Source organism: Streptomyces sp. H27-H1, from assembly GCF_026627445.1.
Classification (GTDB): Bacteria; Actinomycetota; Actinomycetes; order Streptomycetales; family Streptomycetaceae; genus Streptomyces.
On the sequence record NZ_JAPNLJ010000057.1, the window covers coordinates 1 to 23,553 of the forward strand.

The following is a 23,553-nucleotide window of genomic DNA, read 5'->3' on the forward strand; positions in this document are numbered from 1 at the left end:
CCGCTGGGAGGTGCCCCCTGCGTTGTCGGACCACGCCGGTACGTCCAGTACGGGTCGTGGTCCTCCGCCTTGCGATGCACCGCACCAGACACCGCGACCCGGCAAACCTTTCCGGCCACAGCACTAGGGGCAGTCGCCCGGCCGGGCGAAGAGGGCCACGCGGGCGCCGCGCACGTCCGTCACCGAGCAGAGGTCGAAGGAGGAGACCAGCGTCTGGCGTTTGACCGCCTCGGCCGGGTAGCCGTCCATCGGCTGTCCCACCGGGTCCAGCAGGGCGACCACCCGGTCGACGGCCGGGTCCAGCAGGGCCGACCGGATCTCCTGCGGGGTCCGCTCGACGCCCTGGAGGCTCCGCGAAGCCGCCGGGGTGCGGGACAGGGCGAGGTCGCGCAAGGATCCGTAGACCTCCGGCGAGGACAGCAGCCATTCGCGCCTCCGCGACGGGAGGAAGAGCACCGCGTCGCCCGGGCGCGCGAGTTCCCCGACGGCCGCCGCCACGGCCCGGGCGTCGTCCTTGCGGCTCTCGGGGGTACGCAGCCACGCGGACCAGAACCCGGCGGGGACGAGCAGGACCGCGACCAGCGGCCACACCCACCAGCCCCGCGCCGTGGCGAGCCGCGCCCCCGCGAGGAGGGCGAGGCCGGCGAGCGCGTAGAGGACGTACCGGTCCACGTACCAGGGGTGCACCAGCGAGACCGCGAGCAGCAGGCCGGGCGGCAGAAGTGTCAGCGGCAGGGCTACGCGCAGAAGTTCCCGCGCGGCCCCCCGGGCCAGGAGCAGGGCCGCGGCCGCGACCACCGCGTACGCCGCCCAGTCCTGCCAGCCGGGCCTGCCCAGCCAGCCCAGCTGCTGCTGCGCCTGCCGCGCGCTGACCAGGGCGAGCGGCAGCAGCGCGGCCACCACGGCTCCGGCGGCGAGCCGCCAGCCGCGCGAGCGCCAGGCGGCGAAGGCGTGCGCGGGCAGCGCGAGTACGGCGAACTCGTGCAGCCAGCACCCCAGCACCAGCACCACGGCGTAGGCGGCCCACCGCTCGCGCAGCATCAGGTACGTGGCCCAGACGACGGCCGCGGCGACGAGTGCGTACGAGCGACCCTCCTGGGCGTACATCTGCACGGGCGGCAGTACGGCGTACCCGACCCCGGCCAGCAGCGCGGCCCGGTCGGGCCGCTCGGGTCCGCGGGACCGGCCCGCGCCCCCGCCGTCCCGGGGCGTGCCCGCCAGGCGGTGGGCCACCGCGGCCACGCCGGCGGCGGTGAGGGCGGTGGCGGCCACGGAGGGCAGGCGCAGCGCCCACAGGCCGCCGGGGCCGGGGTCCCCGCCGTCGCCCGTCACCGCGAAGACCGCGTGCATCAGCAGGTAGTAGAGGCCGTGCACGGCGTCCACCTGGCCGAGCAGTTCCCACAGGCCCCCGAGCGGCCGGTGCGCGACCTGCCACGTGACGGACTCGTCGCGCCACATGGAGCCGCCCCGCGAGAGGCCCCAGAGGCCGAGTACGACGGCGGTGAGCGGCGGCAGCCAGCGCCAGGGGGTGAAGCGGCGGATGTGGGCCTCCGGGTGCTATCCGTGCGGGTGGTGCTGACTCCATACTCGGGGTTCGAGTCGGATACCTGCGGGGGTGGCGCGTGCGGGCACGTGACGGGCGAGTGGGCGTGGTGACGGCGGCCGCGGCGCTGGCCGTGGTGGTGGCCCTGGGCGGGTGTTCGTCCGACGGGTCGAAGGACGGGGCCTCCCCGTCGTCGAGCGCGGGCACCGGCAGCGCAGCCGGGACGCCGACGAGCGGTCCGTCCGGGACGGCGACGGGCCCGGGGACCGCGTCCCCCGGCCAGAGCGCCGGTCAGAGTCCGGGCACCGGTACCACCGCTCCGGCCCCGCAGCCCGCGCCCAGCACCTCCGCTCCCGCGCCCGCTCCCCCCTCGCCGCCCGCCTCCGACGCGACCCTGGTCGCGGTCACCCGCAGCGGCGGCATCGCCGGAAAGAACGTCACCTTGATCATCAAAGGTGACGGATCGTTCCTTCGGCTGAATGCCAGAGCCGAGACGGTCGACCGCGACAAGCTCTCGGCGGCCGCCCTGGCGAAGCTGCGCACCGCGCTCCGGGAGGCGGACTTCCCCCGCCTGCCTCGGATCTCGCAGCCCGACCAGCCGGTCCCCGACGCGTTCACATACTCCTTCCGGCACGACGGCTACGAGGTCGCCTCCGACCAGACCGCGCTGCCGCGGCCCCTGGAGGGGGTCCTGAGCGCGCTGCCGCCCTTCGAGGCGCGCTGAGGGCGGCCCGACGGGCCGCGCCGACGAACGCCGGCGCCGGAGCGCGGCGAACGCAGCCGCAGCGAGCGCGGTCGCACCGGTCGCAGCCGCACCGGTCGCGCAGGGCGACACCGCCACGGCGATGCCGCGCCGAACACCCCTAGCGCCTCCAGCCGCCCGTCACAGCCCCGTCCCCGCCACCGTGATCTCCCGCAGCCGCCGGTCCAGGTACCCGCGCAGCAGGACCGCCATGTCCACTCCCTGCGGGTCGAGCACCCACTGGATCTGGAACCCGTCCATCACCGCGACGCTCTCGCGGCCGACGGCCTCGCAGTCGGTCTCCGGCCGCACCTCGCCGCGCGCGACGCCCGCCCGGAGCAGGTCGACGCTGTAGCCGAGGACCCGGTCGTAGCGCTGCCGGAAGTAGGCGTGCGCGGGGTGGCCCGGGTTCCCGGACTCGCCGACCAGCGTGTTGTACATCCGTACGATCCCGGGCCGGCGGGCGTTGTCCTCGGCGAGGGCGATCACCGCGGCGAAGTGCGCGGCGACCGAGGGAACCTCCTCGCCGGTCTCGCTGAAGAGCCGCTCGATGTCGTGCTGCTCGCTCTGCGCCAGGACGGACAGCAGCAGGTCCTCCTTGCCGCGGAAGTGGTGCAGCAGGCCGCCCTGGGTGATCCCGCAGTCGTTGGCGATCCGGGCGAGCGAGGAGGCGTGGAAGCCCCACTGCGCGAAGTGCTCCACGGCGGTGTCGAGGATCTTCTGCCTTCGGGCGTCGCCCACCGCGTAACCGCCCCGACCGGCCCCCGCCTTCGGGGTCGTTCGGCCCTTGTCCTGTGCCATGCCGACCACCATAAACCCGACGGTTTCCGGCCAACCCGGCGGAGTGATCCAGCTCACTACTTGAAAACCTAGTGGGTGCGCGGTTTTCGCGCCTACCGTGAAACCGCCCGGCCGGCGACGAGGCCGACGCGGAGACGTTGGAGCACCCATGCCGCTCACGCAGGACCCCAGAAGCGCATACGACGCCACTGACCGGCCTGATCCGGCCACCCCATCCGCCCTTCCGGCCACCCTTACGGCCGGCACCTCGGGCGGCACCCCGGCCCGCGCCGCGGCCGGCTCCCCGCCCGACGCCCCGGCCGAGCTGATACTCGGTCTGGTCGCCGCCCAGCTCGGCGTCTGCATCGCCGCCTTCACCCCGATCGTCGTGACCCTGGCCCTGCGCGTGGCCCAGATCGTCCCGGAGGCGGAGCGCGGCGCCGCCCTCGGCAAGGTGCTCTCCGTCGGAGCGCTCCTCGCCCTCGTCGGCAACCCGCTCTTCGGCGCCCTCTCCGACCGCACAACCAGCCGGTTCGGCCGCCGGCGCCCCTGGCTCGTGGGCGGCATGGCGGTCGCCGCCATCGGGCTGGCCGTCGTCGGCCTCGGCTCGAGCGTCACCACGCTGCTCATCGGCTGGGCCATCGCGCAGCTCGGCTGCAACGCCGCCCTGTGCATGGTCACCGCCTGCATCCCGGACCTGATCCCGGACCACCAGCGCGGCCGCGTCTGCGGCATGGTCGGCATGATGCTGTCCGTCTCGATGGTGGCGGGCAGCTTCCTCGCGCGGCTCTTCGCGGACCACATGGCGCTGGCCTTCATCGTCCCGGCCGTCGTCGGTGTTCTCGGGGTGTGCGTCCTCGCCGCCGTGATGCCCGACCGGCCGGCCCGCGCCGAGTCCGTGGCCCCGTACAGCCTTCGGGAATTCCTGCACAGCTTCTGGGTGAATCCGCGCAAGAACCCCGAATACTCGTGGAATTTCGCGAGCCGATTCCTGGTCTTCGTCGGCATCGCTTGCGTGACCAGCTACCAGGTCTATTTCCTGATGGACCGCCTCGGGGTCGCCGAGGGCGACGTCGCTTCGAAGATGTCCACCACCACCCTCGTCACCGTCGGCGGCGTGGTGGTCGGCTCCCTCGCCGGCGGCCGGCTCTCCGACGCCACCGGCTGCCGCAAGCCCTTCGTGCTCGCGTCCGCCTTCGTCATCGGCGTCGGCCTGCTGCTGATCGCCACCGCGGGCACCTTCGGGATGTTCCTCTTCGCGGTGGCCGTCTTCGGCTTCGGCGAGGGCCTCTACCTCGCGGTCGACGTGGCACTCGCCGCCGCCGTCCTGCCCGACCCGGAGACCGCCGCGAAGGACATGGGCGTCCTGAACATCGCCAATGCCCTCCCGCAATCCCTCGTCCCGATGCTCGCGCCGTTCGTCCTCGCCATCGGCGGCGGGGGCAACTACGGCGCCCTCTTCCTGTTCGGCGGCATCGCGGCGGCCGTCGGCGCCGCCCTGGTCCAGCTGATCCGCTCGGTCAGGTGACCACCGCCCCGGCCGTCCGCGCACGGACCCCGGCGGGCACCCGCGCCCGCACCCCGCGAACGGCCCGGTGACCGGCCGCGCGCACGGCCGCCCCGCACCCACCAACACCCCCTCGGCCGGTCCCGCACCCGGCCCCCGACCGCCCCTCTCAGGAGCCAGCCCATGACCACCGCCCAAGGCCTGCCCGCCTACAAGGACGCCGCCCTCCCCGTCGACCGGCGCGTCGAGGACCTGCTCTCCCGCATGACCCTGGAGGAGAAGGCCGGCCAGCTCTTCCACTCCATGCTGATGATGAATCCGGACGGCACCCCGGTCACCGAGACCGACGGCTCGATCCTCCCGTTCACCACCCCCGAGCTGATCGAGGGCCGCTTCCTCACCCACTTCAACCTCCTCGGCAGCTACGGCGCCCGCGAGATGGCGGTGTGGCAGAACGCCGTGCAGGAGATGGCCGCCGGCACCCGCCTCGGCATCCCGGTGACCCTGTCCACCGACCCCCGGCACTCCTTCACCGACAACGTCGGCGCCTCCTTCAACGCCGGCGCCTTCTCCGCCTGGCCCGAGGCGCTGGGCCTCGCCGCGATCGGCGACCCCGAGCTGGTCTTCGAGTTCGCCGACACCGTGCGCCGCGAGTACCTCGCCGTCGGTTTCCGCGTCGCCCTGCACCCGCAGATCGACCTGGCCTCGGAGCCGCGCTGGGCACGCCAGTCGGGCACCTTCGGCTCGGACGCCAAGCTGACGGGCGAGCTCGTCCGGGCTTACGTACGCGGGCTGCAGGGCGAGGCGCTCGGCGCGGCCTCGGTCTCCGCGATGGTCAAGCACTTCCCCGGCGGCGGCCCTCAGAAGGACGGCGAGGACCCGCACTTCGCGCACGGCAAGGAGCAGATCTACCCGGGCGGGATGCGCGAGCACCACCTGGAGCCGTTCAAGGCGGCCATAGCGGCCGGCTGCGCGCAGATGATGCCGTACTACGGCCAGCCCATCGGCACCGACTGGGAAGAGGTCGGCTTCGGCTTCAACAAGGGCGTGGTCACGGGCCTGCTCCGCGAGGAGCTCGGCTTCCAGGGCATCGTGTGCACCGACTGGGGCCTGCTCACGGAGTCGACGATCTTCGGCGAGCCGCACCCGGCCCGCGCCTGGGGCCTGGAACACCTGAGCGTGTCCGAGCGGGCGGCCCGCGCGCTGGAGGCGGGCTCGGACCAGTTCGGCGGCGAGCAGTGCCCCGCGGTCATCGTGGAGATGGTCCGCTCGGGCCGCCTCACCGAGAGCCGGATCGACGAGTCCGTACGCCGGCTGCTGCGCGAGAAGTTCGTCCTCGGCCTGTTCGAGAACCCGTACGTGGACCCGGACGCGGCGGCGGAGACGGTCGGCCGCGCCGACTTCGCGGCGGCCGGCGCCGCCGCCCAGCGGCGCTCCCTGACGGTGCTCGCCAACACCGGGGGAACGCTGCCGCTGTCCGGCCGCCCGAAGCTGTACGTCAAGGGCGTGGACGAGGCCGTCGCCGCCGCGTACGGGGAACTCGTGTCCGACCCGGCCGAAGCGGATCTGGCGGTGCTGCGGCTGCGCACCCCGCACGAGCCCCGCACGAACATCTTCGAGTCCTTCTTCCACTCGGGTTCGCTGGCCTTCCCCGAGGCCGAGCTCACCGAGGTCCTGACGCTGCTCGACACCGTCCCGACCCTGGTCTGCATCAACCTGGAGCGGGCCGCGGTGATCCCCGAGATCGCGGAGCGGGCGGCTGCGCTGATCGCGGACTACGGGGCTTCGGACGCCGCCCTCCTGGACGTGGCCTTCGGCCGGGCGACGGCCGCGGGCCGGCTCCCCTTCGAGCTCCCGCGCTCCATGGAAGCCGTCGCCGCCTCCCGCCCGGACGTCCCGAACGACACCGCGAACCCGGTGTTCGCGCACGGCCACGGCCTGTCCCTCTGACCCCGCGGACCCCGCGCCCCACCAGCCGAATCACCCCCGCCGGCGGGTGGGGCGCGGGGGTCCGCGGCAGCGCCCCCCGGCAACGGCGCCGCACCCGGCAGCGCACTTTCCCCCTCCCCGCGAGCTCCCGCGTCCGGAACCCGTCATAGCCGGAGGCCAGCGGCTCCTCTACGCTGCACCCCTACCACGCGGGATCTTCAGGGGCGGGACATGGAACAGACGCACACCACCACCCACAACGGCGCCGCGGCCACCCCCGGCGCACAGCGCCGGGTGCTCGTCGTCGAGGACGACCACACCATCGCGGAGGCCATCGCGGCCCGGCTGCGCGCCGAGGGCTTCCATGTGCAGACCGCCGCCGACGGCCCGGCGGCCGTCGCCGCGGCCGAGAGCTGGCTGCCGGAGCTGCTGGTCCTGGACGTCATGCTGCCGGGCTTCGACGGCCTGGAGGTCTGCCGCCGGGTCCAGGCGCAGCGGCCCGTTCCGGTGCTCATGCTCACCGCCCGGGACGACGAGACGGACATGCTCGTCGGCCTCGGGGTCGGCGCCGACGACTACATGACGAAGCCCTTCTCGATGCGCGAGCTGGCCGCGCGGGTCCACGTACTGCTGCGGCGGGTGGAGCGGGCCACCCTGGCCGCGCACGCCCCGCGCGGGGCCACCCTGCGCCTGGGCGATCTGGAGATCGACCACGCGCAGCGCCGGGTGCGGGTGCACACCGAGGACGTGCACCTGACTCCGACCGAGTTCGACCTGCTGGTGTGCCTGGCCGGGACCCCGCGGGCGGTGCTCTCGCGGGAGCAGCTGCTCGCCGAGGTGTGGGACTGGGCCGACGCGTCCGGGACCCGTACGGTCGACAGCCACATCAAGGCGCTGCGGCGGAAGATCGGCGCCGAGCGGATCCGTACGGTCCACGGCGTCGGGTACGCCCTGGAGACCCCGGCGCAGCCGTGAGCGGCTACCGGCCGCCGGGGCAGCGGCCTCCCGGAGGGCTGCGGCCCTTCTCCCCGTTCTCGATCAAGACCAAGCTGGGCACGCTCGTGGTGGTGTCGGTCTTCATCACCACGGGTCTGCTGATGGTGGCCATGCGCACCGCCACCGAAGTGCGTTTCATCACGGTGTTCTCGGTGATCGCCTCGATGCTGATCACCCAGTTCGTGGCCCACAGCCTGACGGCGCCGCTGGACGACATGACCACCGTGGCCCGTGCGATATCCCGCGGGGACTACACGCGCCGGGTGCGCGAGGCGGGCCGCCGCGACGAGCTGGGCGACCTGGCCTCCACCATCAATCTGATGGCGGACGACCTGGAAGCGGTGGACCGGCACCGCAAGGAACTCGTCGCCAACGTCTCCCACGAGCTGCGCACGCCGATCGCGGCCCTGCGGGCGGTGCTGGAGAACGTGGTGGACGGGGTCTCCGCCGCCGATCCGGAGACGATGCGCACGGCGCTGAAGCAGACCGAGCGGCTCGGCCGGCTCGTGGAAACCCTGCTGGACCTCTCCCGCGTCGACAACGGGGTGGTTCCGCTGCGGGCGCGCCGCTTCGAGGTGTGGCCGTACCTGTCCGGGGTCCTGAAGGAGTCGGGCCTCGCGGCCGCGGGCCGGCCGGGGCTGTCCTCCGGCTCGGGCGGCCACACCCGCAACGACGTCCACCTCCACCTGGACGTGTCCCCGCCCGACCTTGCGGCGTACGCGGACGCGGAGCGGCTGCACCAGGTGGTGGCGAACCTGATCGACAACGCCGTCAAGCACAGCCCCCCGCACGGCCGGGTCACGGTCCACGCCCGGGCCGGCGAAGCGCCCGGGGGCCTGGTGCTGGAGGTGCGGGACGAAGGTCCCGGCATTCCGGAGGCGGAGCGCCACCGGGTCTTCGAGCGGTTCAACCGGGGCAGCGCGAGGGGCGGCGACGGCGGCACCGGCCTGGGCCTGGCCATCGCCCGATGGGCGGTCGGCCTGCACGGAGGGCACATCGGAGTGGCCGAATCAGCACGCGGCTGCCGAATGCTCGTCACACTTCCGGGCAGCTCGCAGGCGCCGGGTTGACGTAGGGTTCGAGTGGGAAGGACATGATCTCGGCCACACGCGCCGCGGTCCGTCAGGGGTGCGAAGCCAAGGGGGCCGCAACCGCGGTGCCTCCTGCCCGAACCGAGTTTGTTTCCCGCCATTCCAGGTGGTGAAACCCGCCGTTCGATGTGACCTGCGCGACGTAAGTCCCGTCCGGTCTGCATCCAACGGTCCGGGAGGCGTAGCCTTTATTCCCGCTGTCCATACCTTGTGAAGCGGAAGAGGGCGGTTGCCGCCGTGTCGTCACAGTCCCCCAGTAACTCGACCACCAAGACCGAAGCAGGAGAGGGCGGGAAGAACCCCTCACCCGGCTTCGGAGCCAACGAGTGGCTCGTCGACGAGATCTATCAGCAGTACCTCCAGGACCCGAACTCGGTCGACCGGGCCTGGTGGGACTTCTTCGCCGACTACAAGCCGGGGGGCGCTGTCGCTCCGGTGAAGGCGGACAAGCCCACGGACCGGTCCGCTCCCCCTGCCGCGACGACGACGGACGGCGCCTCCGCACAGGCCGCCGCCCCCGTCACCGCCGTGGCTCCACAGGCGCCCGACGCCGCCGCCACGGGGACGGCGAGCTCCACGCCTGCCACCCCCGGCGCCGCGACCACGACGCCGGTGTCAGCACCTGCCCCTGTACCTGCCACCCCCTCTGGTGCCCCTGCTGTGACTGTCACCTCCCAGGCCCCGGCCGCCGCACCGGCCGCACCTCCCGCCGTGAGCGTCGGCTCCACCGGAGCGGCTCACGCCGCGCCCGCTACCGGGGCTGCGGCTCCTGCCGCCGCTCCCTCCTCCGTAGCCCCCCAGAAGGCCGCGCCCCCCATCGAGGCCCCCTCGGGCCCCGAAATGGTGACGCTCCGCGGCCCGGCGGCTGCCGTGGTCAAGAACATGAACGCCTCGCTGGAAGTGCCGACGGCAACCTCCGTCCGCGCCGTCCCGGTGAAGCTGCTGTTCGACAACCGCATCGTCATCAACAACCACCTGAAGCGCGCCCGGGGCGGGAAGATCTCCTTCACCCACCTCATCGGCTACGCGATGGTGCAGGCCATCAAGGCCATGCCGTCGATGAACTACTCCTTCGCGGAGAAGGACGGCAAGCCGACGCTGGTCAAGCCGGAGCACATCAACTTCGGCCTCGCCATCGACCTGGTGAAGCCCAACGGCGACCGCCAGCTCGTGGTCGCCGGCATCAAGAAGGCCGAGACCCTCAACTTCTTCGAGTTCTGGCAGGCCTACGAGGACATCGTCCGCCGGGCCCGCATCGGCAAGCTGACGATGGACGACTTCACCGGCGTGACGGTCTCCCTGACCAACCCCGGCGGCCTGGGCACCGTGCACTCCGTGCCCCGCCTGATGCCCGGACAGTCGGTCATCATGGGCGTCGGCTCCATGGACTACCCGGCGGAGTTCCAGGGCACCTCGCAGGACACCCTGAACAAGCTGGCCATCTCCAAGGTCATGACCCTCACGTCCACCTACGACCACCGGGTCATCCAGGGCGCCGCCTCCGGCGAGTTCCTGCGCGTCGTCGCGAACATGCTGCTCGGCGAGAGCGGCTTCTACGACGACGTCTTCGAGGCGCTGCGCATCCCGTACGAGCCGGTCCGCTGGCTCCGGGACATCGACGCCTCGCACGACGACGACGTCACGAAGGCCGCCCGCGTCTTCGAGCTGATCCACTCCTACCGGGTCCGCGGCCACGTCATGGCCGACACCGACCCGCTGGAGTACAAGCAGCGCAAGCACCCCGACCTCGACATCACCGAGCACGGCCTCACCCTGTGGGACCTTGAGCGCGAGTTCGCGGTCGGCGGCTTCTCCGGCAAGTCGATGATGAAGCTCCGCGACATCCTCGGCGTGCTGCGCGACTCGTACTGCCGCACCACCGGCGTCGAGTTCATGCACATCCAGGACCCGAAGCAGCGCCGCTGGATCCAGGACCGCATCGAGCGCCCGCACTCCAAGCCGGAGCGCGAGGAGCAGCTGCGGATCCTGCGCCGGCTGAACGCGGCGGAGGCCTTCGAGACCTTCCTGCAGACGAAGTACGTCGGCCAGAAGCGCTTCTCCCTGGAGGGCGGCGAGTCCGTCATCCCGCTGCTCGACGCCGTCATCGACTCGGCCGCCGAGGCCCGACTCGAAGAGGTCGCGATCGGCATGGCCCACCGCGGCCGCCTGAACGTCCTCGCGAACATCGTCGGCAAGTCGTACGCGCAGATCTTCCGCGAGTTCGAGGGCAACCTCGACCCGAAGTCCATGCACGGCTCCGGCGACGTCAAGTACCACCTGGGCGCCAACGGCACCTTCACCGGCCTGGACGGCGAGCAGATCAAGGTCTCGCTCGTCGCCAACCCCTCGCACCTGGAGGCGGTGGACCCGGTCCTGGAGGGCGTCGTCCGCGCCAAGCAGGACATCATCAACAAGGGCGGCACGGACTTCACGGTCCTGCCCGTCGCCCTGCACGGCGACGCGGCCTTCGCGGGCCAGGGTGTGGTCGCCGAGACGCTGAACATGTCGCAGCTGCGCGGCTACCGCACCGGCGGCACCGTGCACGTGGTCATCAACAACCAGGTCGGCTTCACCGCCGCCCCGGAGTCCTCGCGTTCCTCGATGTACGCGACCGACGTGGCCCGCATGATCGAGGCGCCGATCTTCCACGTGAACGGCGACGACCCGGAGGCCGTGGTCCGCATCGCGCGGCTCGCCTTCGAGTTCCGTCAGGCGTTCAACAAGGACGTGGTCATCGACCTCATCTGCTACCGCCGCCGCGGCCACAACGAGTCCGACAACCCGGCGTTCACCCAGCCGCTGATGTACGACCTGATCGACAAGAAGCGCTCGGTGCGCAAGCTGTACACCGAGTCCCTCATCGGTCGCGGCGACATCACCCTGGAAGAGGCGGAGCAGGCGCTCCAGGACTTCCAGGGCCAGCTGGAGAAGGTCTTCGCGGAGGTCCGCGAGGCCGCCACGCAGCCCGCGGCCGCCCCGGTGGCGCCCGCGCAGGTCGCGCAGGAGTTCCCGGTCGCCGTGGACACCGCGATCTCCCAGGAGGTCGTCAAGCGGATCGCCGAGGCCCAGGTCAACATCCCGGACACGGTCACCGTCCACCCGCGTCTGATGCCGCAGCTGCAGCGCCGCGCGGCGATGATCGACGACGGCACCATCGACTGGGGCATGGGCGAGACCCTCGCCTTCGGCTCGCTGCTGATGGAGGGCACCCCGGTCCGGCTGTCCGGCCAGGACTCCCGCCGCGGCACGTTCGGCCAGCGCCACGCGGTCCTCATCGACCGGGAGACGGGCGAGGACTACACGCCCCTGCTCTACCTGTCGGACGAGCAGGCCCGCTACAACGTCTACGACTCGCTGCTCTCCGAGTACGCGGCCATGGGCTTCGAGTACGGCTACTCGCTGGCCCGCCCGGACGCGCTGGTCCTCTGGGAGGCCCAGTTCGGTGACTTCGTCAACGGCGCGCAGACCGTCGTCGACGAGTTCATCTCCTCCGCCGAGCAGAAGTGGGGCCAGACGTCCGGCGTCACGCTCCTCCTCCCGCACGGCTACGAGGGCCAGGGCCCGGACCACTCCTCCGCCCGCCCGGAGCGCTTCCTGCAGATGTGCGCGCAGGACAACATGACGGTGGCCATGCCCACGCTCCCGTCGAACTACTTCCACCTGCTGCGCTGGCAGGTCCACAACCCGCACCACAAGCCGCTCATCGTCTTCACCCCGAAGTCGATGCTGCGTCTGAAGGCGGCGGCGTCGAAGGCGGAGGAGTTCACGACCGGTGCGTTCCGTCCGGTCATCGGCGACACGCGCGTCTCCTCCGGAGCCGGTGACCCGAACGAGATCCGCAAGGTGGTCTTCTGCGCGGGCAAGGTCTACTACGACCTGGAAGCCGAGCGCGAGAAGCGCGGTACCACCGACACGGCGATCATCCGCATCGAGCGCCTCTACCCCCTCCCGGGTGCCGAACTCCAGGCGGAGATCGCCAAGTTCCCGAACGCGGCGAAGTACATCTGGGCCCAGGAAGAGCCGGCGAACCAGGGTGCGTGGCCGTTCATCGCGCTGAACCTGATCGACCACCTCGACCTGGCGGTCGGCGCGGACATCCCGGCCGGCGAGCGCCTGCGCCGCATCTCCCGCCCGCACGGCTCCTCGCCCGCGGTCGGCTCGGCCAAGCGCCACCAGGCAGAGCAGCAGCTCCTCCTGAACGAGGTCTTCGAGGCATAACCCTCACCCGACCACCGGAAGGCCCGACCCCCTGAGGGGCCGGGCCTTCCGGCCGTCCGGATCCCTTCTCATCCGTCCGGCTGGTCCAGCCCCGCCGGCATGCATCCAGGGGCAGGGGGCTTCGCCCCGCGCAGCGGCTCCCCGGGCGTCAGCCGGATGTGAACGCAGCCAGCTCCGGGTGCGCCGCACACCACCCGGCCCGCTCCTGTTCCACCACCGCCCGGGCCACCGCATACCGCCCCCGGGGTGACGGCAGCCCGTCCATCCCCCGCTCGGCCCCCACCATCGCCTCCACGAACACCCGCCCCCCAACGGTGAGTTCCGGGCACCCGGCGAGTACCGGCAACACCGCCGCCACCTGCGCCCGCACCCGCGCGTACTGTGCCCAAGCCCCCCTGGCCCCGTAGAGCGCCGCACGCTGCCAGTAGCCCGCCAGCCCGAGATGCGCGTAAGCGCCCCGCAGGAGCCCCTCCAGCGGCCGCGGATCGGCACGCCAGGGCGCCCAGTACCGCGCGGAGCGGTCGGCGGTGTGCAGCTCGAGCACCTCCGTGAGGGCGGCCAGCTTCCCGTGCTGCACCTCGTACACGAGGGTCGCGGCCAGCGTGGGCGGCGGCTGCGCCCGCGCCAGTACGGAGCCCACCGCCGCGGGCAGGGCCGCGCCGTGGGAACGGGAGCTGCCGGACAGCGGGACCACGCAGCGCAGCAGCAGTCCGGCCTCCTCGGCGCGGGCGGTGTCGTAGCGCCGTAGCAGCGTGAGGGCTCCGGACCACTGGGTGTCCCAGCGCTTGTGCCCCTTGGGGGTGAGCCGGCGGGCGGCGGGCACGGCTCCCGGGGCGCGGTACGGGTCGAGGTCGTCGAGCGCGGTCCGTCCGTCGGGCAGTGCGTGCAGGGCCAGCGCGTCGGGGTCGTCGGGGTCCCAGGAGCCCTCGGTCAGGGCGAGCGGGCCCGGCCGGGCGGGGCGCAGCAGTCCGAGGGTGGGCAGGACCAGGCGGCCGTGCCCGGGCCGCAGCGTGATCTTGAAGGTGATCCCGGCGCGCAGCGCGGCCGCGGCGGCGAGCGCCCCGAGGTGTCCGAGGTCGGCGGGCGGCCCGTCCCGCGTGCGCAGCCGGCTCAGCGTCTCCTCGGCCCACACCCCGGTGGCCGGATAGTGCACCACGTCGCCCACCGCGCGGGGGTCGCGGCGCCCGGCCTCCCGCAGCAGGGCCCAGTGCTCGGCCGCCTCCCCGGCGCGGGCGCCCCGCAGTTCCCCGAGTTCGCGCAGCAGCCGTAGCCGCCGGTCCCGCCGTACGCCGCGCACCAGCGCGGTCCCCTCGGCGGACGGCTCGGTGGAGCCGAGCGCCCGCAGCACTTCGTCGCTCGGCTCCGGGTGATCCATGCGTGCCTCCCGCCGCGGACGCTCCATCCCTGCCCTGGGGACGGGCTCCGCGAACGCCGGAAAGCGGTCAGGTCCGGCCCCGGAGGGCAGGCGGATTATCCTGACGGGACACACCCGACCGACCACCGCACGGAGCCCGACTTGTACTTCACCGATCGCGGCATCGAGGAGCTGGAGAAGCGGCGCGGCCAGGAGGAGGTCACCTTCGAGTGGCTCGCCGAGCAGCTGCGCAGCTTCGTCGACCTGAACCCGGACTTCGAGGTCCCGGTGGAACGCCTCGCCACCTGGCTGGCCCGCCTGGACGACGAGGACGACGAGGACGAGTAGGGCGCTCGGCGCACGCGGGCCGGGCAGGCCGCACGGGCCGCGTACATGCCGAAGGGGCCCGGCCGCAGGTGCGGTCGGGCCCCTTCGTCATCGTCCCTCGGGACAAGGCCGATCAGGCGCGGGGCCGGATCAGGCGGCCTTGGTCTCCCAGAAAACGCGGTCGATCTCGGCGATGAGCTCCAGCGCCTTGGCGCCGGTCGCCGGGTCGTTCGACGCCTTGGCGGCCGAGAGGGCCTTCAGGGTGTCGTTGACCAGGGTGTGCAGCTGCGGGTACTTCTCGAAGTGCGGCGGCTTGAAGTAGTCGCTCCACAGCACGGAGACGTGGTGCTTCGCGAGCTCGGCGCGCTGCTCCTTGATGGTGATGGCGCGCGCGCGGAAGTCGGCGTCGTCGTTGGCCTGGTACTTCTCCTGCACGGCCTTGACGGACTCGGCCTCGATGCGGGCCTGGGCAGGGTCGTACACGCCGCACGGAAGATCGCAGTGGGCGGAGACCTTCGCCTTGGGGGCGAAGAGGCGGGAAAGCATGGAGTTTGTCCTCCTCGTGATCGTCTTCTCAAGGGGGAGATTACTCCGTGAGAACGGCGATTTCGCGGGCGCCCCCGTCCGGTTGGGACAAAAGTCCAGGCGAGTGCCCGGGCCGGTGACCGAATGTACGGAAGAGTGCGGCAGCATGCGGGGTGGCACGAAGACCGGATGGGCGCTGGTGAGGAGGTCACGGATGGCGGGGAGCACGCGCTCGCGCGGCCGGACGCGGGAGTGGACGTCGCCGTTGAAGCAGATCGGCACCGTCGAGGTGATGGGCCCTTCGATGGCGCCGACGCTGGAGAACGGGGACCAGCTGCTGGTCCGCTACGGGGCACCCGTGCGGCCGGGTCACATCGTGGTGCTGCGCCACCCGTTCCAGCAGGACCTGCTGGTGGTCAAGCGGGCGGCGGAGCGGCGGCCGGGCGGCTGGTGGGTGCTGGGCGACAACCCGTACAACGAGACGGGCGACAGCACGGACTACGGGACGGTCCCCGACGAGCTGGTGCTGGCGACCGCCGTGCTGCGCTTTCGGCCGCGTCCCCGGCCGGAGCACGCGGCGCGGGGTCAGCGCTCGCTGAGGGCGCGGCTCTCCTGGGCCTCCTCGGCGCTCCGTCCGTTGCGGGCGGACTCCTCGGCCTCCAGCCGCTTGCGGGCGCGGTAGGCGGCGACGTTGGCGCGCGTGGCGCACCGGTCGGAGCAGTAGCGCCGGGAGCGGTTGGTGGAGGTGTCGAGGTAGGCGTTGCGGCAGGGCGGGGCCTGGCACAGGCCGAGCCGGTCCGGGCCGTGCTCGGTGAGGTGGAAGGCCAGCCCGAAGCAGGCGATCGCGGCGTAGCCGGCGGAGGCGTTGGAGGGGTGGTCGGCCAGGTGGATGTGCCAGTTCGGGCCGCCCTTCTCGCCGATCGTCTCGTGTCCTGAGACCTGGGGGCTGACCGGGAACTCCATGAGCAGGGAGTTCAGCAGGTCGACGGCGAGTACGTGGTCCCCGCTGTCGGCGGCCTCGAAGACGCCGCGCAGCCGGCCGCGGACGTTGCGGAAGCGGGTGACGTCACCGTCCGTGACCCGGCGGGCCATCTGCACGCTGGCGCCGAAGAGCTCGCGCACGGCGTCCACGGAGGTCAGCGAGTCCTTGTTGCGGGCCGGCTCCTCGGTGTTGACCAGGCGCACGGCATGGTCCGAGTAATGGGCCAGTTCCACTTGTAGTCCTTACGGCTGCGGATTAGTGTCTCCGGTAACGGCTGAGACATCTTCGAGGGTATTACGCGTGGAGGATTTCGTGGCGGATACGGCACTTACCGACTGGCAGGCCTGGCAGGACAGCTGGGACCGGCAGCAGGAGTTGTACATGCCCGACCGCGAGGAGCGGTTCGGGGTGATGCTGGACATGGTGGAGGCGCTGGTCGGCACCGCCCCCCGGGTGCTCGATCTGGCGTGCGGTACCGGAAGTATCACGGACCGCGTCCTCAAGAGGTTCCCGGAGTCCACCAGTACGGGAGTCGATCTGGACGCCGCACTGTTGACGATCGCCCGGGGCCATTTCGCGGGCGACTCCCGCGTCACCTTCGTGACCGCCGACCTCAAGGACCCCGACTGGCGCGCCGCCCTGCCCCACGGCTCCTACGACGCGATTTTGACGGCCACCGCCCTGCACTGGCTGCCCAGCGAGGAACTGGCCGTCCTCTACGGGCAGCTCGCGCCCCTGGTGCGCGTCGGCGGGGTGTTCATGAACGCCGACCACATGCCCGACCCCGCCACCCCGCGGATCAACGCCGCCGAGCGCGCCCACCGGCACGGCGGCATGGACCGGGCGAAGGCGGCCGGGACGCCGGACTGGCGCGAGTGGTGGGAGCTCGCGGCCGCCGACCCGGCGCTCGCCGAGCCGACGAAGGCCCGTTTCGAGATCTACGGGGAGCACGCCGACGGCGACACCCCGCCCGATTCCTGGCACGCGGACACGCTGCGCGGTGCCGGTTTCGCGGAGGCCCGCACGGTCTGGCGCTCCCCCTCCGACGGGCTGGTGCTGGCCCTGAAGTAGGCCCCGGCCGGCAGCACGGGCCACGGAACGCGCGGCCGCGCCCTACAGGACCTTCGAGAGGAAGGCCTTGGTGCGGTCGTGCTGGGGGTTGCCCAGGACCTCGCGGGGGTGGCCGGATTCGACGACGACGCCGCCGTCCATGAAGACGAGGTTGTCTCCGACCTCGCGGGCGAAGCCCATCTCGTGGGTGACCACGATCATGGTCATGCCCGACTCGGCGAGGTCGCGCATGACGTCGAGGACGTCGCCGACGAGCTCGGGGTCGAGCGCCGAGGTGGGCTCGTCGAAGAGCATCAGCTTCGGTTCCATGGCCAGCGCGCGGGCGATGGCCACCCGCTGCTGCTGGCCGCCGGAGAGCTGGGTCGGGTAGTTCCCGGCCTTGTCTCCGAGGCCGACGCGGTCGAGGAGCTTGACGGCGCGCGCCCGGGCGACGGCCTTGCTCTCGCCCTTGACCATGACCGGGGCTTCCATGACGTTCTCGATGGCCGTCATGTGCGGGAAGAGGTTGAAGCGCTGGAAGACCATGCCGATGTCCCGGCGCTGGGCCGCGACCTCGCTGTCCTTCAGCTCGTAGAGCTTCCCGGCCTTCTCGCGGTAACCGACGAGCCGGCCGTCGACGGAGAGCCGTCCGGCGTTGATGCGCTCGAGGTGGTTGATGCAGCGCAGGAAGGTGGACTTGCCGGAGCCGGACGGGCCGACCAGGCAGAACACCTCGCGCGGGGCGACTTCGAGGTCGATGCCCCGGAGGATGTGGGCGGGACCGTACGACTTGTGGACGGCCTCGGCCCTGACCATCGGCTGGGCGGTCACTTAGCCACCTCCGTACGGCGGAACATGTTCAGGTTGGCCCGCAGCCGCTGGAACGGCGTGGGCGGCAGGGAGCGCAGCGAACCGCGTGCGTAGCGGCGCTCCAGGTAGTACTGGCCGACGCTGAAGACGCTGGTCAGGGCCAGGTACCAGATGGAGGCGACGAACAGCATCTCCATGATGGCGCCGGCCGTGGACCCGATGTTCGACGAGGCCCGCAGCAGTTCGGTGTACTGGACCGCGGAGACCAGCGACGAGGTCTTGAGCATGTTGATGAACTCGTTGCCCGTCGGCGGGATGATCACGCGCATCGCCTGCGGGAGCACCACGCGGCGCATGGTCTGCGTCTGGGTCATGCCCAGGGCGTGCGAGGCCTCGCCCTGGCCCTCGTCGACGGACTGGATGCCCGCACGGACGATCTCCGCCATGTAGGCGCCCTCGTTCAGGCCCAGGCCCAGCAGGGCGACCATGAACGGGGTCATCAGTTCGACGGTCTCTTGCTTGTAGATCGGTCCGAGGTCCACGTACTGGAAGATCAGCGACAGGTTGAACCACACCAGCAGCTGTACGTAGACCGGGGTACCGCGGAAGAACCAGATGTAGAGCCACGCGACGGTGTTCGTCACCGGGTTCTTCGAGAGCCGCATGACCGCGAAGAGGACGCCGAGGATCAGGCCCAGCGCCATCGACGCCACGCTGATCACCACGGTGTTGCCCAGGCCGCTGATGATCGACGGGTCGAAGAGCTTGTCGCCGACCGTCGCCCAGATCACGTTGCCCTGCGAGAAGGCGTAGACGAGCCAGCCCAGCAGTACGACGACGACGACACCGCTGATCCAGCGGCCGTAGTGCCTCACGGGAATTGCCTTGATGGCCTCGTACGGGGTGCCCGAGGCGCCGGGTCCGGCCGGCGGGGTTGCGGCCGGACCCTTGTCGATCTTGTCAGTCACAATGACTGCCCTTCAGTGGAGCTCAGGAACCAGGAACCGGGGCGCGGGCGCCCGCCGGTCCGCACGGGTCACTTGCCTGCGTTGACCGTCGCCGACTGCACGGCGCTGTCCTTGACGTTCCACTTCTCCAGGACCTTGGCGTAGGAGCCGTCCTTGATGATCGCGTCGAGGGCCTGCTTCAGCGCGTCGCGCAGCTGGGTGTTGTCCTTGCTGACGCCGATGCCGAACAGGCCGACGTCGGCCTGCTGGCCGGCGACCTCGAAGTCGTTGCCGCCGCCCGAGGTCTTCGCGGCGTACGCGGCGATCGGGTAGTCGTTCAGGTCGGCCACGGCGCCGCCGGCCTTGACGCGGGTCTGGGCCTCGGCGTCGGTGTCGAAGGCCTCGATGGTGAGCTTCTTGTCACCGCACTTCGTGGCCTGGGCCTTGAAGGTGTCCTCGTACGTCGTGCCGCGCTGGACGGCGACGGTCTTGCCGCAGAGGTCGTCCAGGGACTTGATGCCCTGCGGGTTGCCCTTCTTGACGAGGAGCGAGACGCCGGAGGAGAAGTAGTCGACGAAGTCGATCCCCTTGCCGATCTGCTTGCCCTCGTCGTCGAGGCCCTTCTGGCGCTTCTCGTTGTCCGTGATGGACGACATGATCGCGTCCTGGCGGCCGGTGTAGATCGAGGTGATCAGGCCGTCGAAGCTGCCCGAGGTGAACTCGAACTTCACACCGAGCTGCTTGCCCAGGGCCGCGGCGATGTCGGGGTCGACGCCGACGATCTTGCCACCCTCGGTGTACTCCATCGGCGCGTACGCCGCGTCCGTGCCGACCTTGACGACGCCCGCGTCCTGGATCTTCTTCGGCAGGGCGGAGAAGAGGGGGGCTCCGTTGGACTTCGTGGCGTCCCCGGACCCCTTCTTCTCGGTCTGGTCTCCACAGCCCGTGAGGATCAGGGCGCCGGCGACCGCGATCGCGCCGACCGCGGCGATCCGGGACCGTGCGGCGGTCGTACGACGGGTGGTGCTTGCGCTCATGAGCTGGTTCCTCCGGCAGGTGGAAAGCATCGAAAAACGGTCGGGGCACGCACCATCGAGTGTCGCGACCTTGTGTGATTAGGGGCATCTTGCCATTCGGACTGAGTCATTCAGGCAGCCCGTCAGGTCAAAATCGGATAACGGCAACCCCTTCGTGCACGACAGGACTGCGGACGAAGGCCACCAGAGCCGCACGAACGGCCGCGGGCTGCGCCTTTTGCCGCACTATTTACGGCGCGTCTCGCCCATCGGACGGAGAGGTTTGGACTTTTCGCCAAAATCGGGGCAAGCGACCTAGGGTCGAGGGGGAATCGACTCGTCTGGGTGAGTGTTCTTCGGGTAGAACAGATCCTTACACCCCTCATCCGGGGCTCAGGGCGCGCGTGCGGCGCGCCCGCGCGTACGAAACCTCCCCTTCGCGGAGACGGGCCTACCAACCGTCGTCGCGGAGTACGGACGCGGTGCCCGCCCACCCCTTAACCAGGAGTGGTCACCCTCAACGATTCAAAGACTTAAGGGGTTAAGACAGTGGCAGCGGAGATCGTCAATCCTCGCAGCGACAGCGTGACGGACAACAACCCGGATGCGGTGTTCGCGCTGCACCGGGGCGGCAAGATGGCCATCGTGGCCACCGTGCCGGTCCACAACACGGACGACCTGTCCCTGGCGTACACGCCCGGCGTTGCGAAGGTCTGCAGCGCCATTGCCGAGCAGCCCGACCTGGTGAACGAGTACACCTGGAAGTCCAACGTGGTCGCCGTCGTCACCGACGGTACGGCCGTGCTCGGACTCGGTGACATCGGACCCGAGGCCTCCCTCCCCGTGATGGAGGGCAAGGCCATTCTCTTCAAGCAGTTCGGTGGCGTCGACGCGGTTCCGATCGCGCTCGCCACCAAGGACACGGACGAGATCATCGAGACCGTGATCCGCCTCGCGCCGTCCTTCGGCGGGGTGAACCTGGAGGACATCTCGGCGCCCCGCTGCTTCGAGATCGAGCGCCGCCTCCAGGAGGCGCTGGACATCCCGATCTTCCACGACGACCAGCACGGCACGGCCATCGTGACGCTGGCCGCCATGCGCAACGCCGCGAAGCTCACCGGTCGCACGCTCGCCGATCTGCGCGCCGTGATCTCGGGCTCCGGTGCCGCGGGCATCGCGATCGCCAAGATCCTCGTGGACGCGGGCATCGGCGACGTCTGCGTCACCGACCGCAAGGGCGTCGTCTCCGCGGACCGCTCCGACCTGACGGACGTCAAGGCGGAGATCGCGGGCCTGACGAACAAGACCGGCCAGACCGGTTCCCTGGAGAGCGCCCTCGCGGGCGCGGACGTCTTCATCGGCGTCTCCGGCGGTACGGTCCCCGAGGCCGCGGTGGCGACGATGGCGAAGGACTGCTTCGTCTTCGCCATGGCCAACCCGAACCCGGAGGTCCACCCCGACGTCGCGCACAAGTACGCGGCGGTCGTGGCCACGGGCCGCTCGGACTTCCCGAACCAGATCAACAACGTGCTCGCGTTCCCGGGCATCTTCGCGGGTGCGCTGAAGGTCCGCGCGACCCGGATCACCGAAGGCATGAAGATCGCCGCCGCCGACGCCATCGCCGGCGTCGTGGGTGACGAGCTCGCCGCCGACTACGTGATCCCCTCGCCCTTCGACCAGCGCGTCGCCGAGGCCGTCACGGCCGCGGTCGCCGCGGCTGCGAAGGCCGACGGCGTGGCCCGCCTGACCTGATCGCCACACCGGGCAGTACCGGAGCAGGGCCCCGCCGATTCCACTCGGCGGGGCCCTGCTCCGCTTTGCCCCGCCCGCATCGGGCCCGGCCCGGCCGGGAAGCACCCGGCCCCTCCGGGGACCGAGGAGCGGGCCTGGGCGGAGGCCGGGCCGGGCGGGGCCTGGATCCCGGGCCTACCGACCGGTAGCCTCGCGGCCATGTTCGCTGCCTACGCTGCCCGAATCGACCGTGACCAGCCGCTCCGAGGCCTTGAGCTGGGCGATCGCCCCGCCCCGCAGGCCCGCCCCGGCTGGGTGACCGTGAACGTCAAGGCCGCCTCCCTCAACCACCACGACCTGTGGTCGCTGCGCGGAGTCGGACTCGGCGAGGAGAAGCTCCCCATGATCCTCGGCTGCGACGCCGCCGGGATCGACCAGGACGGCAACGAGGTCGTCCTGCACTCCGTCATCGGCCAGACCGGCCACGGGGTCGGACCCGACGAGCCCCGCTCGATCCTGACCGAGCGCTACCAGGGCACTTTCGCCGAGCAGGTGAGCGTGCCCGCCTGGAACGTGCTCCGCAAGCCCGCCGAGCTCTCCTTCGAGGAGGCCGCCTGCCTGCCCACCGCATGGCTCACCGCCTACCGGATGCTCTTCACCAACGCCGGCGTCCGCCCCGGCGACTCGGTCCTGGTCCAGGGCGCGGGGGGCGGAGTCGCCACCGCCGCCATCGCCCTCGGCAAGGCGGCCGGCCTGCGGGTCTTCGCGACCAGCCGGGACGAGGCCAAGCGCAAGCGCGCGGTCGAGCTGGGCGCCGTAGAGGCCTACGAGCCCGGCGCGCGCCTCCCCCAGCGGGTCGACGCGGTCATCGAGACGGTCGGCGCCGCGACCTGGTCGCACTCGGTCAAGTCATTGCGCCCCGGCGGCACCCTGGTCATCTCCGGCGCCACGAGCGGGGACCGCCCGGCGCACGCCGAGCTGACCCGGATCTTCTTCCTGGAGCTCAAGGTGGTCGGCTCGACGATGGGCTCCAAGGACGAGCTGGAGGACCTGCTGTCCTTCTGCGCGGCGACCGGCGTCCGCCCCGTGATCGACGAGACGCTGCCACTGGACCGGGCCCGCGAGGGCTTCGAGAAACTGGAGTCGGGCGACGTGTTCGGCAAGATCGTCCTCACCGTGTAGCCCGCGGCCGCAACCGAGGTCGCCAATGCGGCGGCCGTCAATACAGGTTGACATCCTCCCGTGCGTCAACCTACATTGACATTCATGACGGAAGCTACCGATCTCGCCGAACGGGCCGGTGACCGTGACCCTCGCGTGGGCCTGCGCGCCGTGGCCGCCCTCCGACGACTGCTGGAGCAGCTGGAGGCCGTACAGGTGCGTGGCGCCCGCGCGCAGGGCTGGTCCTGGCAGGACATCGCGGCCGAACTGGGCGTCAGCCGGCAGGCCGTACACAAGAAGCACGGGAGGCTCTGATGTTCGAACGCTTCACCCGGGACGCCCGGTCCACCGTGACCGGCGCGGTCGCCGAGGCCCAGCGGGCCGGGGCCCCGACGATCACCGAGGAGTACCTCCTCCTCTCGCTGCTCGCGCAGGGCGTCCTCGACCCACTGGGGATCGACCGGGCCGCGATCGCCGCCGACCTCGCGACGGCCCGCCGCCGGGGCGGGATGTCCAAGGCGGACGAAGAGGCCCTCGCGGGACTCGGCATCGACCTCACGGAGATCGTCTCCCGCATCGAGGAAACCCACGGCGAGGGCGCCCTGTCGGCCCCCTCCCGCCGCAAGCGCACCGGCCACATCCCCTTCACACCGGGAGCGAAGAAGGTCCTGGAGCAGTCGCTGCGCATCGCCCTGGGACGAAAGGACCGGCGCATCTCCACCCTCCACCTCCTCCTCTCCCTCCTCTCCCGCCCGGGCACGCCCGCCGAGGTCCTCGCCGACCACGGAGTCACCTACGCCCGGGCCGAGACGGCCCTGGCGGCCTGAGAACCGGCGAACCCCCC

At 71.5% G+C, this 23,553-nt stretch carries 21 protein-coding genes; 13 read left to right on the forward strand and 8 right to left on the reverse strand.

Annotated elements, in window-relative coordinates; all coding sequences use genetic code 11:
• Positions 1 to 123 precede the first annotated feature (123 nt).
• The gene (locus tag OTB20_RS36190) at positions 124 to 1,458 is read right to left on the reverse strand and encodes a hypothetical protein (RefSeq protein ID WP_267824182.1); all 1,335 of its coding nucleotides are present in this window, start codon (positions 1,456 to 1,458) and stop codon (positions 124 to 126) included.
• 164 nt (positions 1,459 to 1,622) lie between these two features.
• Between OTB20_RS36190 and OTB20_RS36195 the strand changes: the two genes are divergently transcribed.
• A complete protein-coding gene (locus tag OTB20_RS36195) occupies positions 1,623 to 2,267 on the forward strand; it encodes a hypothetical protein (protein ID WP_267824183.1) in 645 nt (214 codons plus the stop codon).
• Positions 2,268 to 2,426: 159 nt separating this feature from the next.
• Here OTB20_RS36195 and OTB20_RS36200 read toward each other — a convergent pair whose 3' ends face one another.
• Positions 2,427 to 3,086 carry a TetR/AcrR family transcriptional regulator gene (locus OTB20_RS36200; protein ID WP_267824184.1) on the reverse strand — a complete coding sequence of 220 codons (660 nt, stop codon included), beginning with the start codon at positions 3,084 to 3,086 and terminating at the stop codon, positions 2,427 to 2,429.
• A gap of 148 nt (positions 3,087 to 3,234) precedes the next feature.
• On the opposite strand from OTB20_RS36200, the gene OTB20_RS36205 reads away from it, so the two are divergent.
• The 5 genes from OTB20_RS36205 (at position 3,235) to OTB20_RS36225 (ending at position 12,806) form a co-directional block, all read left to right on the forward strand.
• Complete coding sequence (locus tag OTB20_RS36205; RefSeq protein ID WP_267824185.1) at positions 3,235 to 4,593, forward strand: MFS transporter; 1,359 nt, start codon at positions 3,235 to 3,237, stop codon at positions 4,591 to 4,593.
• A gap of 162 nt (positions 4,594 to 4,755) precedes the next feature.
• Positions 4,756 to 6,522, forward strand: a complete 1,767-nt coding sequence (locus OTB20_RS36210) for a glycoside hydrolase family 3 protein (RefSeq protein WP_267824186.1) — start codon at positions 4,756 to 4,758, stop codon at positions 6,520 to 6,522.
• A gap of 210 nt (positions 6,523 to 6,732) precedes the next feature.
• On the forward strand, positions 6,733 to 7,476 hold the full coding sequence (locus tag OTB20_RS36215; protein WP_267824187.1) for a response regulator transcription factor: 744 nt from the start codon (positions 6,733 to 6,735) through the stop codon (positions 7,474 to 7,476).
• Positions 7,473 to 8,567 (forward strand): HAMP domain-containing sensor histidine kinase, encoded by a 1,095-nt coding sequence (locus OTB20_RS36220; protein WP_267824188.1) that lies wholly within the window; start codon positions 7,473 to 7,475, stop codon positions 8,565 to 8,567. The genes OTB20_RS36215 and OTB20_RS36220 overlap by 4 nt, the downstream gene beginning before the upstream one ends.
• 258 nt (positions 8,568 to 8,825) lie before the next feature.
• Positions 8,826 to 12,806, forward strand: a complete 3,981-nt coding sequence (locus tag OTB20_RS36225) for a multifunctional oxoglutarate decarboxylase/oxoglutarate dehydrogenase thiamine pyrophosphate-binding subunit/dihydrolipoyllysine-residue succinyltransferase subunit (RefSeq protein WP_267824189.1) — start codon at positions 8,826 to 8,828, stop codon at positions 12,804 to 12,806.
• 148 nt (positions 12,807 to 12,954) lie between these two features.
• On the opposite strand, the gene OTB20_RS36230 is transcribed toward OTB20_RS36225, so the two are convergent.
• Positions 12,955 to 14,181 (reverse strand): aKG-HExxH-type peptide beta-hydroxylase, encoded by a 1,227-nt coding sequence (locus OTB20_RS36230; protein ID WP_267824190.1) that lies wholly within the window; start codon positions 14,179 to 14,181, stop codon positions 12,955 to 12,957.
• A gap of 141 nt (positions 14,182 to 14,322) precedes the next feature.
• Between OTB20_RS36230 and OTB20_RS36235 the strand changes: the two genes are divergently transcribed.
• On the forward strand, positions 14,323 to 14,508 hold the full coding sequence (locus OTB20_RS36235) for a DUF6104 family protein (protein ID WP_267824191.1): 186 nt from the start codon (positions 14,323 to 14,325) through the stop codon (positions 14,506 to 14,508).
• Between the two features lie 129 nt (positions 14,509 to 14,637).
• Here the strand turns inward: OTB20_RS36235 and sodN are convergent, their stop codons facing one another.
• Positions 14,638 to 15,033 carry a superoxide dismutase, Ni gene (gene sodN / locus OTB20_RS36240; protein ID WP_267752013.1) on the reverse strand — a complete coding sequence of 132 codons (396 nt, stop codon included), beginning with the start codon at positions 15,031 to 15,033 and terminating at the stop codon, positions 14,638 to 14,640.
• A gap of 271 nt (positions 15,034 to 15,304) precedes the next feature.
• Here sodN and sodX point away from each other — a divergent pair, with 271 nt between their 5' ends.
• Positions 15,305 to 15,694, forward strand: a complete 390-nt coding sequence (gene sodX / locus OTB20_RS36245) for a nickel-type superoxide dismutase maturation protease (RefSeq protein WP_420716559.1) — start codon at positions 15,305 to 15,307, stop codon at positions 15,692 to 15,694.
• Here sodX and OTB20_RS36250 read toward each other — a convergent pair.
• A complete protein-coding gene (locus OTB20_RS36250) occupies positions 15,598 to 16,227 on the reverse strand; it encodes a CGNR zinc finger domain-containing protein (RefSeq protein ID WP_267824192.1) in 630 nt (209 codons plus the stop codon). The genes sodX and OTB20_RS36250 overlap by 97 nt on opposite strands.
• A 148-nt stretch (positions 16,228 to 16,375) precedes the next feature.
• On the opposite strand from OTB20_RS36250, the gene OTB20_RS36255 reads away from it, so the two are divergent.
• A complete protein-coding gene (locus tag OTB20_RS36255; RefSeq protein ID WP_267824214.1) occupies positions 16,376 to 17,065 on the forward strand; it encodes a class I SAM-dependent methyltransferase in 690 nt (229 codons plus the stop codon).
• A 42-nt stretch (positions 17,066 to 17,107) separates the two neighbouring features.
• Here OTB20_RS36255 and OTB20_RS36260 read toward each other — a convergent pair whose 3' ends face one another.
• From OTB20_RS36260 to OTB20_RS36270, 3 genes are all read right to left on the reverse strand, one after another.
• Complete coding sequence (locus OTB20_RS36260) at positions 17,108 to 17,860, reverse strand: amino acid ABC transporter ATP-binding protein (protein ID WP_267824215.1); 753 nt, start codon at positions 17,858 to 17,860, stop codon at positions 17,108 to 17,110.
• A gap of 11 nt (positions 17,861 to 17,871) precedes the next feature.
• A complete protein-coding gene (locus OTB20_RS36265) occupies positions 17,872 to 18,822 on the reverse strand; it encodes an amino acid ABC transporter permease (protein WP_267824193.1) in 951 nt (316 codons plus the stop codon).
• Positions 18,823 to 18,890: 68 nt separating this feature from the next.
• On the reverse strand, positions 18,891 to 19,838 hold the full coding sequence (locus tag OTB20_RS36270) for an ABC transporter substrate-binding protein (RefSeq protein ID WP_267824194.1): 948 nt from the start codon (positions 19,836 to 19,838) through the stop codon (positions 18,891 to 18,893).
• 528 nt (positions 19,839 to 20,366) lie between these two features.
• Here OTB20_RS36270 and OTB20_RS36275 point away from each other — a divergent pair.
• From OTB20_RS36275 to OTB20_RS36290, 4 genes are all read left to right on the forward strand, one after another.
• Complete coding sequence (locus tag OTB20_RS36275; protein WP_267824195.1) at positions 20,367 to 21,569, forward strand: NAD(P)-dependent malic enzyme; 1,203 nt, start codon at positions 20,367 to 20,369, stop codon at positions 21,567 to 21,569.
• 198 nt (positions 21,570 to 21,767) lie between these two features.
• A complete protein-coding gene (locus tag OTB20_RS36280; RefSeq protein WP_267824196.1) occupies positions 21,768 to 22,730 on the forward strand; it encodes a zinc-binding dehydrogenase in 963 nt (320 codons plus the stop codon).
• A gap of 84 nt (positions 22,731 to 22,814) precedes the next feature.
• Positions 22,815 to 23,024: a helix-turn-helix domain-containing protein gene (locus tag OTB20_RS36285; RefSeq protein ID WP_267752007.1), complete on the forward strand. Its 210-nt coding sequence runs from the start codon at positions 22,815 to 22,817 to the stop codon at positions 23,022 to 23,024.
• Positions 23,024 to 23,536, forward strand: a complete 513-nt coding sequence (locus OTB20_RS36290; RefSeq protein ID WP_267824197.1) for a Clp protease N-terminal domain-containing protein — start codon at positions 23,024 to 23,026, stop codon at positions 23,534 to 23,536. Before OTB20_RS36285 ends, OTB20_RS36290 begins: the two co-directional genes overlap by 1 nt.
• Positions 23,537 to 23,553 lie beyond the last annotated feature (17 nt).

Coding starts and splice junctions, on each gene's coding strand:
- OTB20_RS36230 (WP_267824190.1), bottom strand. CDS start 14,181: ATGGATCACCCGGAGCCGAGCGACGAAGTGCTGCGGGCGCTCGGCTCC.
- OTB20_RS36215 (WP_267824187.1), top strand. CDS start 6,733: ATGGAACAGACGCACACCACCACCCACAACGGCGCCGCGGCCACCCCC.
- OTB20_RS36255 (WP_267824214.1), top strand. CDS start 16,376: ATGCCCGACCGCGAGGAGCGGTTCGGGGTGATGCTGGACATGGTGGAG.
- OTB20_RS36260 (WP_267824215.1), bottom strand. CDS start 17,860: ATGGTCAGGGCCGAGGCCGTCCACAAGTCGTACGGTCCCGCCCACATC.
- OTB20_RS36290 (WP_267824197.1), top strand. CDS start 23,024: ATGTTCGAACGCTTCACCCGGGACGCCCGGTCCACCGTGACCGGCGCG.
- OTB20_RS36210 (WP_267824186.1), top strand. CDS start 4,756: ATGACCACCGCCCAAGGCCTGCCCGCCTACAAGGACGCCGCCCTCCCC.
- OTB20_RS36285 (WP_267752007.1), top strand. CDS start 22,815: ATGACGGAAGCTACCGATCTCGCCGAACGGGCCGGTGACCGTGACCCT.
- sodN (WP_267752013.1), bottom strand. CDS start 15,033: ATGCTTTCCCGCCTCTTCGCCCCCAAGGCGAAGGTCTCCGCCCACTGC.
- OTB20_RS36190 (WP_267824182.1), bottom strand. CDS start 1,458: ATGTGGCGCGACGAGTCCGTCACGTGGCAGGTCGCGCACCGGCCGCTC.
- OTB20_RS36200 (WP_267824184.1), bottom strand. CDS start 3,086: ATGGCACAGGACAAGGGCCGAACGACCCCGAAGGCGGGGGCCGGTCGG.
- OTB20_RS36270 (WP_267824194.1), bottom strand. CDS start 19,838: ATGAGCGCAAGCACCACCCGTCGTACGACCGCCGCACGGTCCCGGATC.
- sodX (WP_420716559.1), top strand. CDS start 15,305: ATGGGCCCTTCGATGGCGCCGACGCTGGAGAACGGGGACCAGCTGCTG.
- OTB20_RS36280 (WP_267824196.1), top strand. CDS start 21,768: ATGTTCGCTGCCTACGCTGCCCGAATCGACCGTGACCAGCCGCTCCGA.
- OTB20_RS36205 (WP_267824185.1), top strand. CDS start 3,235: ATGCCGCTCACGCAGGACCCCAGAAGCGCATACGACGCCACTGACCGG.